We start from the raw sequence: 11,946 nt of genomic DNA on the forward strand, positions 1-11,946 counted from the left end.
CCCAGATCGCCTGCGCCACCACCGCGACGGCGACGACCTTGAGGCCATGCAGCAGACCCGTCGGGATGGCGTCCTGGAAGGCGACGACACCGTACCCGAAGGCCGCCAGTACGACCGCCGACGGCAGGGTGAAGCCGATCCAGGCCGCCAGCGCTCCCGGCAGCCCGGCCTTGGCGAGGCCGATGCCGATGCCGACCTGGCTCGACGCCGGGCCGGGCAGGAACTGGCACAGCGCCACGAGGTCGGCATAGGCGTGATCGTCGATCCAGCGCCGCCGGCGGACGAACGCCTCGCGAAAATAGCCGAGATGCGCGACCGGGCCGCCGAAGGACGTGAAGCCGAGCTGGAGGAAGGCGAGGAAGACCGTCGACAGCGGCTGGCGGGCCGTCGGCGCGTCGGGCGGGGCTGCGGGCATGTCGATCACCGGCCTGGGAGCGGGGCGCGATAGTCGTCGGCGTGCGGACAGGGGTCAACCGGGGGACCGCACCGGAACGATCGTCAGGGGGCCGGGCGTCCCGCCTCCCGTACGGCGTCGATCCGCGCCGCGACCATGGCGACGACGGTGTCGAACATCTCGGGCGTCAGCCGGCCGGTGTTCGTGTTGTAGCGCGAGGAGTGGTAGCTGTCGGCGAGCCAGCGGCCGCCCGGCAGTTCGTGCACCCGGCCATGGGCGAACGGATGATCGGCCTTGCGGACGGCGAGCGTGCCGAGGATCGCGTCGTGGGCGATGCGGCCGAGCGCCAGCATGCCGCCGCCGGGCGCGATGGCGGCGATCTCGCCGGCGAGGAAGGAGCGGCACGCCTTCACCTCGGCCGGGGTCGGCTTGTTCTCGGGCGGGACGCAGCGCACGGCGTTGGTGATGCGGCAGTCGACGAGGGCGAGGCCGTCGTCGGGCCGGGCGCCGAACGTGCCGGCCGCGAGCCCGTGGCGGACCAGGGTCGGGTAGAGCAGGTCGCCGGCCCAGTCGCCGGTGAATGGGCGGCCGGTGCGGTTGGCGCCGCGCAGTCCGGGCGCCAGGCCGACCACCAGGAGGCGCCCGCCGGCCGCGCCGAAGGAGGGCACGGGCGCATTGTGCCAGTCGGGCTGGGCCGCCCGCCACCGCGCCCGGAACTCCGCGAGCCGGGGGCAGAGCGGGCAGTCGCGGCTCGGCTCCACCGGCGCCGCCGCGGCGCTCACGCTTCGTCTTGCGTCGAGGCGGCCGTGTAGCGGGCCGGCAGTGCCTCGTCGCGCGCGGCCTGGCTGCGCTGCACCAGCGGCGCCAGATCCTGGAGGTCGACGAAGGAATCCGCCTGGCGGCGCAGTTCGTCGGCGATCATCGGCGGCTGCGAGCGGAGCGTGCTGACGACGGTGACGCGGACGCCCTTGCGCTGCACCGCCTCGACGGCCGCCCGCAGGTCCCCGTCGCCCGACATCAGGACGACATGGTCGACGCGGCCCGCGACCTCCAGCATGTCGACGGCGATCTCGACGTCCATGCTGCCCTTGAAGCGCCGGCGCCCGGTGGCGTCGGTGAACTCCTTGGCGGGCTTGGTCACCAGCATGAAGCCGTTGTAGTCCAGCCAGTCGATCAGCGGCCGCAGCGGCGAATAGTCCTGGTCGTCGGTGAAGGTCGTGTAGTAGGCGATGCGGAGGAGGCGGGCCTTCTTGGTGAACAGTTCGTGCATCCGGCGATAGTCGATGTCGAACCCGAGCGCGCGCGCCGCACCGTAGAAATTCGCCCCGTCGATGAAGACCGCGATGCGATCTTCGGGATAGAAATGCATGAAAATGTCTCCTGAAGGACAATAGTTCCGCACAACCGGCGGAGATATTCCTCGAATGTTTCCAGCGCCACCGCAACCGGACGGGCGCCGACGCGGCCGGAGAATTGGCAGACTGGATCGGCATTGCAAGGAGTTCCTGCGATGATGCGGCGGCAGGCGGCGGCCGGGATCTACATCGCGCTCGGCGCCAACCTTCCCGGGCCCGACGGCCGGCCGCCGCTTGCGACCTGCGAGGCGGCGTTTGCGCGCCTCGCCGCCGCCGGCATCCGCGTCGTCCGGCGGTCCTCCTGGTACCGCACGGAGCCGGTCGGCGCCGAGCGCCAGCCCTGGTTCGTGAACGGGGTGGTCGCGGCGGCGAGCGGCCTCGGCCCGGAGGCGCTGCTGGCCGCGCTCCACCGCATCGAGGCGGCCTTCGGCCGCACCCGCGAGCGGCATTGGGCGGCCCGCACCCTCGATCTCGACCTGCTCGACTGGCACGGCATCGTCCGCAGCGGGCCGCCGGGTCCGATCCTGCCGCATCCGCGCATGGCCGAGCGGCGCTTCGTGCTGGCGCCGCTGGCCGAGGTCGCGCCCACATGGCGGCATCCGGTGGACGGGCGCGGCGTGGCGGACCTGCTGGCCGCACTGCCGTGCCGTCCCGTCGTCGAACGGCTGGTGCCCGGGGCCACCCCGATCGTCGCCGGCGCCCATGATCCTTGATGTTCGGCGCCGCGGCGACTAGGTTGAAAGGCTATTCTCTCAAACTGTCGTTCAAGGAGCGGGTCGCCCATGGCACGCGTCACCGTCGAAGATTGTGTCCTGCGGGTTCCGAACCGGTTCGACCTCGTGATGATGGCGGGCCAGCGCGCCCGCGAAGTGGCGGCCGGCGCGCCGCTCACCATCGACCGCGACAACGACAAGAATCCCGTGGTCGCGCTGCGCGAGATCGCCGATGCGACGATCTCGCTCGCCACCTTGCAGGAGTCGCTGATCCGCGGTCTCCAGCGGCACGTCGAGAACGACGAGCCCGAGGAGGACAAGGAGATGTCCGTCACGGATCAGGTGTGGACCGAGGCGATCCAGTCGCGGAGCGCCGAGGCCGAGGTCGCCGACGCCGGCCTCGAGGTCGAGGACGCAGTCGAAGTCGCGGCTGCGGAGGAAGAATAGCCCCGGGACAGGCGCTCGCATTACTTCCATCTGACACCCTCGCCGTAAGTTTCCCGGGCGGGCCGGCGATGATGCGCCAGTTCGAGCTCGTCGAGCGCGTCAAGGCGTACGACCCGGGGGCCGACGAGAACGCGATCAACCGCGCCTACGTCTTCGCCGTGCAGGCGCACGGGTCGCAGAAGCGCGCCAGCGGCGACCCCTACTTTTCCCACCCCGTCGAGGTCGCCGGCATCCTGGCGGCGATGAAGCTCGACGCCGCCTCGATCGTGACCGGGCTCCTGCACGACACGGTCGAGGACACGGTGGCGACGCTGGAGCAGATCGAGGCCCTGTTCGGGCGCGACATCGCTCGCCTCGTCGACGGCGTCACCAAGCTGTCGCGGCTGGAACTGCAGTCCGACCAGACCAAGCAGGCGGAGAATTTCCGCAAGCTCGTCCTCGCCATGTCCGAGGACATCCGCGTCCTGCTCGTGAAGCTGGCCGACCGGCTGCACAACATGCGGACGCTGCATTTCAAGAAGTCGGCCGACAGCCGGCGGCGCATCGCGCGCGAGACGATGGAGATCTACGCGCCACTCGCCGAACGCATCGGCATGCACGAGATGAAGGACGAGCTCGAGGATCTCGCCTTCGCCGAACTGCATCCCGACGCCCGGCAGTCGATCATCCAGCGCCTCTCCTTCCTGCGCGACCAGGGTGGCGGGCTGGTGGCACGGGTGACGAGCGAGCTCGAGCAGCTCCTGGCCGAGAACGGCATCGCGGCCGAGATCTCCGGGCGGGAGAAGTCCGCCTATTCGATCTGGCGCAAGATGCAGCGCAAGAATGTCGGCTTCGAGCAACTGGCGGACATCATGGCCTTCCGCGCCGTCGTCGGCACGGTCGAGGACTGCTATCACGCGCTGGGGGTGATCCACAGCCGCTATCCGGTGGTCCCGGGCCGGTTCAAGGACTACCTGTCGACGCCCAAGCCGAACGGCTATCGCTCGCTGCACACCGGCGTCATCGGACCCGAGCGCCAGCGCATCGAGGTGCAGATCCGCACCGGCGAGATGCACGAGGTCAACGAACTCGGCGTCGCCGCGCACTGGCGCTACAAGCAGGGCAGCGGCAGCACCGAGGGGCCGCAGTACCGCTGGCTGCGCGAACTGCTCGACATCCTCGAGCACGCCTCCAACCCGGAGGAGTTCCTCGAGCACACCAAGCTCGAGATGTTCCAGGACCAAGTGTTCTGCTTCACGCCCAAGGGCGACCTGTTCGCGATGCCGCGCGGGGCGACGCCGGTCGATTTCGCCTACGCCGTCCATTCCGCGGTCGGCGACCATTGCGTCGGCACCAAGATCAACGGCCGCATCATGCCGCTGCGGACGCAGCTGCAGAACGGCGACCAGGTCGAGATCATCACCTCCAAGGCGCAGACGCCGTCGCCGGTCTGGGAGCGGTTCGTCGTCACCGGCAAGGCCCGGGCGCGCATCCGGCGCTTCATCCGCACCCAGCAGCGCGACCAGTATGTCGAGATGGGGCGCTCGCTGATCCAGCGCGCCTTCAAGGCCGAGGGGCACGAGGTCCAGGAGCGCCTCATCGAGGGAGTGCTGCGCAACTTCAATCTGGCGACGCTCGACGACCTCTACGCCGCGGTCGGCGAAGGCCTGAACTCGGCCCGCGAGGTGGTGCTGGCGGTCCATCCCCAGGCGGTCGAGCAGCGCGACAAGGTCGTGCCGCTGCGCCGCGGCCGCGCCAAGCCGGCCAGGGGCGAGGGCGGCATCCCGATCCGCGGCCTCATCCCGGGGATGGCCGTCCACTATGCCGGGTGCTGCCATCCGCTGCCGGGCGACCGCATCGTCGGGATCGTCACCACCGGCAAGGGCGTCACCATCCACACCATCGACTGCGAGACCCTGGAGAGCTTCGCCGACGCGCCGGAGCGCTGGGTCGACGTCAGCTGGGACGGCAGCAGCGCCGAGACGGCCAACCATGTCGGCCGCATCCATGTCATCCTGCTCAACGAGCCGGGCAGCATGGGCAACCTGACGACCATCATCGGCAAGAACCAGGGCAACATCTCGAACCTGAAGATCACCAGCCGCTCGACGGACTTCTTCGAGATCCTGATCGACATCGAGGTGCAGGACGTGAAGCATCTGACCAACATCATCGCCGCCTTGCGCACCAACTCGTCGGTCAACTCGGTCGAGCGGGCGAGGGCGTGATGGCGGGGACGGGGAGCCGGCTGCGCCTCGGCATCAACATCGACCACGTCGCCACGGTGCGGAACGCGCGCGGCGGTCCCCATCCCGACCCGCTGCGGGCGGCGGCGATCGCGGCGGCGGCCGGCGCGGACGGAATCACCGCCCACCTGCGCGAGGACCGGCGCCACATCCGCGACGCCGACATCGGCCGGCTCGTCGCGGAGATCGCGCTGCCGCTCAACTTCGAGATGGCGGCGACCGAGGAGATGGTCGGCATCGCGCTCCGCCACCGCCCGCACGCCGCCTGCATCGTGCCCGAAAAGCGCACCGAGGTGACGACCGAGGGCGGGCTCGACGTGATCGGCGGCCGCGACCACCTCGTTCCGGCGATCCGCCGCCTCGCCGACGCCGGCATCCGGGTCTCGCTCTTCGTCGATCCCGAGCCGGCGCAGCTCGACGCCGCGGTCGCCGTCGGGGCGCCGGTCGTCGAGCTCCACACCGGCGCCTACTGCGAGGCCGAGGGCGTCGAGCGGGCGCACGAACTCGACCGGATCCGCCGGGCAGCCGCCCATGCCGCGGCGATCGGCCTCGAATGCCATGCCGGACACGGGCTCTCCTACGACACGGTCGAGCCGGTGGCGGCGATCCCGACCCTGGTCGAACTCAACATCGGCCATTTCCTGGTCGGCGAGGCGATCTTCGTCGGCCTCGAGGCGGCGATCGCCCGCATGCGCCGGCTGATGGACGGTGCCCGCGCGGCCCCGACGGGGTGAGCGGCGGCCGATTTCATGATCATCGGCATCGGCAGCGACATCATCGACATCCGGCGCATCGAACGGACGCTGGAGCGCTACGGCGAGCGCTTCACCGAGCGCGTCTTCACGGCCGTCGAGCGGGCCAAGTCCGACCGGCGGCGGCTGCGCGCGGCGAGCTACGCCAAGCGCTACGCCGCCAAGGAGGCGTGCTCGAAGGCGCTCGGCACCGGCTTCCGGCGCGGCGTCTACTGGCGCGACATGGGGGTCGTGAACCTGCCGACCGGGCAGCCGACGATGGCGCTGACCGGAGGGGCGGCGGCCCGCCTCGCCGAGATCACGCCGCCCGGCATGACGGCCCGGATCGACGTCAGCATCACCGACGAATGGCCGCAGGCGCAGGTCATCGTCATCATCTCGGCCGTCCCCGCGGCCGTCGCGAGCGGATCGGGAGCGGCTTGACTCGACCCGCCGCGGCGGGCTTGATCCCGCCCGGCCCCGACCCTGCGCCGTCTCCGGCCCCCCGAAACCCAGCAGACAAGGCGTCGCCGATGGCGTTCCGCAACTCGTCCCTCACCGAGAAGAAGGCCAAGGGCGGCCTCATCGAATCGATCAAGACCGTCGTCTACGCGATCCTGATCGCGCTCTTCGTGCGCACGGTCGCGTTCGAGCCGTTCAACATCCCGTCCGGCTCGATGATCCCGACGCTGCTGGTCGGCGACTACCTGTTCGTGTCCAAGTATTCCTACGGCTACAGCCGCTACTCGCTGCCGCTCGGTCCGCCGCTCTTCTCGGGCCGGGTGATGGGGGCGGAGCCGGAGCGCGGCGACGTCGCGGTCTTCAAGTATCCGCGCGACAACAAGACCGACTACATCAAGCGCATCGTCGGCCTGCCCGGGGACCGCATCCAGATGCGCCAGGGTCTGCTCTACATCAATGGCGCGGCCGTCAAGCGCCAGCGCGTCGAGGATTTCACCGAACGCAGCCCATTCGGGGGCGCGATGCGCGTGCCGCAGTATGTCGAGACGCTGCCCAACGGGCGCCAGCACCGCATCCTCGAGATCACCGACGACGGTCCGTTCGACAACACCCAGGAATACGTCGTGCCGCCGGGCCATTACTTCGCCATGGGCGACAACCGCGACAATTCGGCCGACAGCCGCGACCCGTCGGCGGTCGGCTTCGTCCCGGCGGAGAACCTCGTCGGCCGGGCGGAGTTCCTGTTCTTCTCCACCGACGGCAGCGCCGCGCTCTGGCAGTTCTGGCGCTGGCCGATGGCGATCCGCTGGTCGCGGCTCTTCTCGGGGGTGGGATGATGGGACGGGCCGCGGTAGCCGCGCCGCCGGCGGCCGACGCGCCCGAGCCCGACGCCGAGGCGCTGGCCGAGCGCATCGGCCACCGCTTCCGCGACCGGCGCCTGCTGCGCGACGCGCTGCGTCACCCGAGCGTCACCGCGACGCCCCAGGCCAGTCCCTACGAGCGGCTGGAGTTCCTGGGCGACCGGGTGCTGGGGCTGGTGGTGGCGGAACTGCTGCTGCGGCGCTTCCCCTCCGAGCCGGAAGGCCATCTGGCGCGCCGGCTCGCGGCGCATGTCCGGCGTGAGGCCCTGGCCGACGTCGCGCGCTCGATCGAACTCGGACGCCACATCATGATGTCGCGCGGCGAGGAGGTCGGCGGCGGCCGCAGCAATGCCGGCACGCTCGCCGACTGCATGGAGGCGGTGATCGGCGCCCTCTATCTCGACGGCGGCCTGCCGGCGGCCGCGCGCTTCATCCATGCGCACTGGGAGGAGCGGGTGGCCGAGCGGCGGCCGCCGCGCGATCCCAAGACCGAGCTCCAGGAATGGGCCCAGGGGCGGGGGCTGCCGCTGCCCCGCTACGAGACGCTGGCGGCCGAAGGCCCGGACCACGCGCCGGCCTTCACCGTGGCGGTGACGATCGAGGGCCATCCCGGCGCCTCGGCGGTCGGCGCCTCCAAGCGCACGGCCGAGCGGGCGGCGGCCGAGGCGCTGCTCGCCCTCCTGGCCGCCGGAGCCCGGCGATGACCGGGACGGCGCCCACGCGCTGCGGCTTCGCCGCCATCATCGGCGCCCCCAACGCCGGCAAGTCGACGCTGGTCAACCGCCTCGTCGGCTCCAAGGTCGCGATCGTCTCGCCCAAGGTGCAGACGACGCGCGCCCGGGTGCTCGGGATCGCCCTCGTCGGGCAGGTCCAGATCGTCTGGGTCGACACGCCCGGCATCTTCGAACCGCGCCGGCGCCTGGAGCGGGCGATGGTCGCGACGGCATGGAAGGGGGCGGAGGACGCCGACCTGATGATCCATCTGGTCGACGCCCAGCGCGGCCTCGATGCCGATGCAAGGCGCATCATGGAGCAGCTCGGCGCGGCGGGGCGCAAGGCGATCCTGGCGCTCAACAAGATCGACGCCATCCGCCCGGAACGGCTGCTGCCGCTGGTCGCCGAGATGACGCAGTCCGGCGTCTATTCGGAAACCTTCATGATCTCGGCCCTCACCGGCGACGGCGTCGCCGACCTCGCGGCGCGGGTGGCGGAGCGGATGCCGGAAGGTCCCTGGCTCTATCCCGAGGACCAGATCGCCGACATGCCGCAGCGCCTGCTGGCGGCGGAGATCACGCGCGAGAAGCTCTTCCTCCAGCTCCATGACGAGCTGCCCTACGCGACCGCCGTGGAAACCGAGACCTGGGAGGAGCACCGCGACGGGAGCGTCCGGATCGGCCAGGTGATCTACGTCATGCGGCCGAGCCAGAAGGCGATCGTCCTCGGTCGCGGCGGCGCACGGATCAAGGCGATCAGCGTCGCGGCGCGCCAGGAGATCGCCGAGGTGCTGGGGCGCCGGGTGCATCTCGTCCTCTTCGTCAAGGAGCGGCCGAACTGGCAGGACGAGCCCGAGGCCTACGAGATCCAGGGCATCGACTGGAGCGCCGGCGAGCGTTAGCCGGGCCGGGCGGCGCCGATCCGGAACGGGGTCCCGCTTCCCGGAAATCGCTTGAGCGGGGGCGCGGAACGCGCCACAGTGATCGTCACAAAAAGGAGTCCATCCGCCACCCCCGGGTGTGCGGAAAGGGCACGACACTGCCTCCGCTGAGCTCCAGCGGGGGCAAGCAGTGGAGGAGAACGATGACCCGAGCACGCGTTTCCCGTCGTGGAGTGCTGAAGGGGGCGGCGGCCGTTTCGGCCGTTGCGCTCAGTGCTCCGTTCGTGCGCGGCGCCCATGCCGCCGGCAAGCTGGCGGTCGGATTCTGGGACCATTGGGTTCCCGGCGCCAACGGTGCCCTGACGCAGCTCTGCCAGGAGTGGGCCGCCAAGGAAAAGGTCGACATCACGATCGACTACATCACGTCGCAGGGGAACAAGAACCTGCTGACGATCGCCGCCGAGTCGCAGGCGCGGTCGGGCCATGACATCCTGGCCTTCCCGACCTGGCAGCCCGCCGACCAGGCGAAGAACCTCGAGCCGGTCGACGACATCATGACCGAGCTCATCAAGCAGAACGGCCAGGTCAACGGCACGGTCGAGTATCTCGGGCGCTCCGGGGGCAAGTGGATCGCGGTGCCGGCGACGGCGGGCAGCCAGATCAAGGGCCCGTGCACGCGCATCGACCTCCTGAAGCAGCATGCCGGCATCGACATCCAGGCGCTGTATCCGGCGGGCGGCCCGCCGAAGGCCGACGCCTGGACGATGGACGCGTTCCTGGCTGCCGCCGAGAAATGCCACAAGGCCGGCGTGCCGTTCGGCATCGGCCTCGGCCAGACGTCGGACTCGGTCGACACCGCCGGCGCGATCTTCCAGTCCTTCGGCGCCACCCTGATCGACGCCAAGGGCAACATCACGGTCAAGTCGGACGCGACCCGCCAGGCCCTCGACTTCTACAAGCGCCTGATCGCGGTCCTGCCGGCCGACGTGTCGGCCTGGGACGACGCCTCCAACAACAAGTGGATCGTCTCCGGCCGCGGCGCGCTCATCATGAACCCGCCGAGCGCCTGGGCGGTCGCCAAGCGCGACGCGCCGAAGATCGCCGAACAGCTCTGGACCCACGGCATGCCGTCCGGTCCGAAGGGCCGCTTCGCGCCGTTCCTGCCCTATTTCTGGGGCATCTGGAATTTCTCGAAGAACAAGTCGGCGGCCAAGAGCCTGCTCGTCCACATCTCGCAGCCGGCCGCGGCGGAGAAGATGGTGGCGGCCTCGGGCGGCTACGACCTGCCGTCCTTCGAGAAGCTGACGACCTTCAAGACCTGGGCCGAGGAAGGTCCGCCGAAGGGCACGCTCTACCACTACCCGAACCCGCACAACCACCAGACCCTGTCGATCGCCGCCGCGCCGGCGCCGCCCAAGATCGCGGCGCAGATCTACACGCAGGCGACGCTGACCAAGATGGCGGTGCGGCACGCGCAGGGCGAGGCGATGGAGAAGACCATCGCCTGGGCGGAATCGGAGCTCGAGGGCTTCTCCCGCTCCTGATCCCGGCGCGCATGGTTCGGTGGCGGCGCCGTCGTCCTCCCGCGGGGGACGGCGGCGCCGCTGCCGCAACCGGACGGTCTTTCGATCCGAGTCCTAGAGGGTGATGCCGATGGTCGATGCGGCAACCGGAACAATGGGCGTCGGCGCCGGTGCGGGGGCGCGCCGGCGGCCGGGCCTCTTCCAGCGGAAATCCACCATCGCCTTCCTGATGGCGCTGCCGCTGATTCTCATCATCGCGCTGCTGGTGCTCTACCCGGCGCTCTACTCGCTGCACCTGGCGACGCTGAACAAGTCGATGGAACGCTTCGTCGGCCTCGGGAACTTCGAGTTCCTGTTCAAGCGCGAGACGTTCTGGATGGTGGTCAAGCAGTCCTGCATCTTCGCGATCACCGCGGTGGTGTTCAAGGCGCTGATCGGCCTCTTCGTCGCCCATTTCGTCCATGCCATCCCGGGCAAGGGCCAGCGCAAGTGGCGCGGCATGCTCCTGGTGCCGTGGGTCATCCCGCCGGCGATGTCGACGCTCGCCTGGTTCTGGCTGTTCGACCCGTCCTACAGCGCCTTCAACTGGCTGTTCGCGCTGTTCGGTATCGACCCGGTGCCGTGGCTGGGCGATCCCGTCTGGGCGCGCTTCTCGGTCATCCTGGTCAATGTCTGGTACGGCGCGCCGTTCTTCATGATCATGTACCTGGCGGCGCTGAAGTCGGTGCCGGAACAGCTCTACGAGGCGGCGTCGATCGACGGCGCCAACTGGTGGCAGCGGCTCTGGTACGTGACGCTGCCGATGATGCGGAACATCATCCTCATCACGGTGCTGTTCTCGACCATCGTCACCTTCGCCAACTTCGACATCGTCCGGGTGCTGACGGCCGGCGGGCCCATCGACCAGACCCACGTCTTCGCCACCTGGGCGTTCAAGCTCGGCATCGAGGGCGGCGACATCCCGCTCGGCGCCAGCGTGTCGCTGTTCATGCTGCCGATCCTCGGAATCGGCGCGATCTTCATCCTGCGCGACATCAACAAGCGGGGGAACGAAGCCTGATGGCCACCGCAGTCGCTCATGCGCAGGGCGGGCCCACCCGCCCGGTGCGCTACGGCAGCATCAGCCGCTCGCGCAAGCGGGCGCTGGTCTGGTCCTACGTGTTCCTGGTGATCTTCGCGATCTTCTTCCTGATGCCGCCCATCTACATGTTCATCACGTCGCTGAAGACCTCGCAGGAGATCTCGGCGGCGACGAATCCATGGTGGGTGTTCGCGCCGACGCTCGACAACTACATCGAGCTCCTCAGTTCCAACCAGTACCTGACCTTCTTCAAGAACTCGGCGATCATCTCCGTCTGCGTCGTCATCATCACCATGCTGGTGAGCGTGCCGGCCGCCTTCGCCCTGTCGCGGATGAAGTTCTGGGGATCGACGACGCTGGCGACCGGGGTCTTCCTCACCTACCTGATCCCGGAGACGCTGCTCTTCATCCCGTTGTTCAAGACCTTCGCCTTCGTCTACGAGTACACGGGCATCCAGCTCATCAACAACTGGTGGGTGCTGCTCTTCCTCTATCCGACGCTGACCGTGCCCTTCTGCACCTGGATCATGATCGGCTACTTCGCCTCGATCCCGAAGGAAC

General features: G+C 69.6%; 14 protein-coding genes. 11 read left to right on the forward strand and 3 right to left on the reverse strand.

Annotation, left to right across the window (positions count from 1 at the left end):
• The 3 genes from ACE3Q3_RS19915 to ACE3Q3_RS19925 all read right to left on the reverse strand — a co-directional run.
• A partial coding sequence (locus ACE3Q3_RS19915) for a chromate transporter (RefSeq protein WP_374448990.1) occupies positions 1 to 415 on the reverse strand: 415 nt, incomplete at its 3' end.
• Between the two features lie 83 nt (positions 416 to 498).
• Positions 499 to 1,176 (reverse strand): uracil-DNA glycosylase, encoded by a 678-nt coding sequence (locus ACE3Q3_RS19920; protein ID WP_374448991.1) that lies wholly within the window; start codon positions 1,174 to 1,176, stop codon positions 499 to 501.
• Entirely contained in the window at positions 1,173 to 1,763 is a 591-nt protein-coding gene (locus ACE3Q3_RS19925) for an NYN domain-containing protein (RefSeq protein WP_374448992.1), read from the reverse strand. Before ACE3Q3_RS19925 ends, ACE3Q3_RS19920 begins: the two co-directional genes overlap by 4 nt.
• A gap of 141 nt (positions 1,764 to 1,904) precedes the next feature.
• Here ACE3Q3_RS19925 and folK point away from each other — a divergent pair, with 141 nt between their 5' ends.
• The 11 genes from folK to ACE3Q3_RS19980 all read left to right on the forward strand — a co-directional run.
• Entirely contained in the window at positions 1,905 to 2,462 is a 558-nt protein-coding gene (folK, locus tag ACE3Q3_RS19930; protein WP_374448993.1) for a 2-amino-4-hydroxy-6-hydroxymethyldihydropteridine diphosphokinase, read from the forward strand.
• A gap of 69 nt (positions 2,463 to 2,531) precedes the next feature.
• Positions 2,532 to 2,909, forward strand: coding sequence for a DNA-directed RNA polymerase subunit omega (rpoZ, locus tag ACE3Q3_RS19935; protein ID WP_374448994.1), 378 nt, complete (start codon positions 2,532 to 2,534; stop codon positions 2,907 to 2,909).
• A gap of 68 nt (positions 2,910 to 2,977) precedes the next feature.
• Positions 2,978 to 5,116 carry a bifunctional (p)ppGpp synthetase/guanosine-3',5'-bis(diphosphate) 3'-pyrophosphohydrolase gene (locus tag ACE3Q3_RS19940; RefSeq protein ID WP_374448995.1) on the forward strand — a complete coding sequence of 713 codons (2,139 nt, stop codon included), beginning with the start codon at positions 2,978 to 2,980 and terminating at the stop codon, positions 5,114 to 5,116.
• Positions 5,116 to 5,868: a pyridoxine 5'-phosphate synthase gene (locus ACE3Q3_RS19945; protein ID WP_374448996.1), complete on the forward strand. Its 753-nt coding sequence runs from the start codon at positions 5,116 to 5,118 to the stop codon at positions 5,866 to 5,868. Before ACE3Q3_RS19940 ends, ACE3Q3_RS19945 begins: the two co-directional genes overlap by 1 nt.
• A 15-nt stretch (positions 5,869 to 5,883) precedes the next feature.
• Positions 5,884 to 6,309 carry a holo-ACP synthase gene (gene acpS, locus ACE3Q3_RS19950; RefSeq protein ID WP_374448997.1) on the forward strand — a complete coding sequence of 142 codons (426 nt, stop codon included), beginning with the start codon at positions 5,884 to 5,886 and terminating at the stop codon, positions 6,307 to 6,309.
• Between the two features lie 89 nt (positions 6,310 to 6,398).
• The gene (gene lepB, locus ACE3Q3_RS19955; RefSeq protein ID WP_374448998.1) at positions 6,399 to 7,163 is read left to right on the forward strand and encodes a signal peptidase I; all 765 of its coding nucleotides are present in this window, start codon (positions 6,399 to 6,401) and stop codon (positions 7,161 to 7,163) included.
• On the forward strand, positions 7,160 to 7,891 hold the full coding sequence (rnc, locus tag ACE3Q3_RS19960) for a ribonuclease III (protein ID WP_374448999.1): 732 nt from the start codon (positions 7,160 to 7,162) through the stop codon (positions 7,889 to 7,891). The genes lepB and rnc overlap by 4 nt, the downstream gene beginning before the upstream one ends.
• A complete protein-coding gene (gene era / locus ACE3Q3_RS19965; protein WP_374449000.1) occupies positions 7,888 to 8,802 on the forward strand; it encodes a GTPase Era in 915 nt (304 codons plus the stop codon). Before rnc ends, era begins: the two co-directional genes overlap by 4 nt.
• Before the next feature lie 182 nt (positions 8,803 to 8,984).
• Positions 8,985 to 10,325 (forward strand): ABC transporter substrate-binding protein, encoded by a 1,341-nt coding sequence (locus tag ACE3Q3_RS19970; RefSeq protein ID WP_374449001.1) that lies wholly within the window; start codon positions 8,985 to 8,987, stop codon positions 10,323 to 10,325.
• 109 nt (positions 10,326 to 10,434) lie between these two features.
• A complete protein-coding gene (locus ACE3Q3_RS19975; protein WP_374449002.1) occupies positions 10,435 to 11,364 on the forward strand; it encodes a carbohydrate ABC transporter permease in 930 nt (309 codons plus the stop codon).
• A partial coding sequence (locus ACE3Q3_RS19980) for a carbohydrate ABC transporter permease (protein ID WP_374449003.1) occupies positions 11,364 to 11,946 on the forward strand: 583 nt, incomplete at its 3' end. The genes ACE3Q3_RS19975 and ACE3Q3_RS19980, both read left to right, overlap by 1 nt.

This window comes from Allostella sp. (assembly GCF_041913585.1).
GTDB lineage: Bacteria > Pseudomonadota > Alphaproteobacteria > ATCC43930 > Allostellaceae > Allostella.

What these genes read in the sequence shown, in the direction of transcription:
- ACE3Q3_RS19925 (WP_374448992.1), bottom strand. Translation starts at nt 1,763, where the DNA reads ATGCATTTCTATCCCGAAGATCGCATCGCGGTCTTCATCGACGGGGCG.
- folK (WP_374448993.1), top strand. Translation starts at nt 1,905, where the DNA reads ATGATGCGGCGGCAGGCGGCGGCCGGGATCTACATCGCGCTCGGCGCC.
- rpoZ (WP_374448994.1), top strand. Translation starts at nt 2,532, where the DNA reads ATGGCACGCGTCACCGTCGAAGATTGTGTCCTGCGGGTTCCGAACCGG.
- ACE3Q3_RS19940 (WP_374448995.1), top strand. Translation starts at nt 2,978, where the DNA reads ATGATGCGCCAGTTCGAGCTCGTCGAGCGCGTCAAGGCGTACGACCCG.
- ACE3Q3_RS19945 (WP_374448996.1), top strand. Translation starts at nt 5,116, where the DNA reads ATGGCGGGGACGGGGAGCCGGCTGCGCCTCGGCATCAACATCGACCAC.
- acpS (WP_374448997.1), top strand. Translation starts at nt 5,884, where the DNA reads ATGATCATCGGCATCGGCAGCGACATCATCGACATCCGGCGCATCGAA.
- lepB (WP_374448998.1), top strand. Translation starts at nt 6,399, where the DNA reads ATGGCGTTCCGCAACTCGTCCCTCACCGAGAAGAAGGCCAAGGGCGGC.
- rnc (WP_374448999.1), top strand. Translation starts at nt 7,160, where the DNA reads ATGATGGGACGGGCCGCGGTAGCCGCGCCGCCGGCGGCCGACGCGCCC.
- era (WP_374449000.1), top strand. Translation starts at nt 7,888, where the DNA reads ATGACCGGGACGGCGCCCACGCGCTGCGGCTTCGCCGCCATCATCGGC.
- ACE3Q3_RS19970 (WP_374449001.1), top strand. Translation starts at nt 8,985, where the DNA reads ATGACCCGAGCACGCGTTTCCCGTCGTGGAGTGCTGAAGGGGGCGGCG.
- ACE3Q3_RS19975 (WP_374449002.1), top strand. Translation starts at nt 10,435, where the DNA reads ATGGTCGATGCGGCAACCGGAACAATGGGCGTCGGCGCCGGTGCGGGG.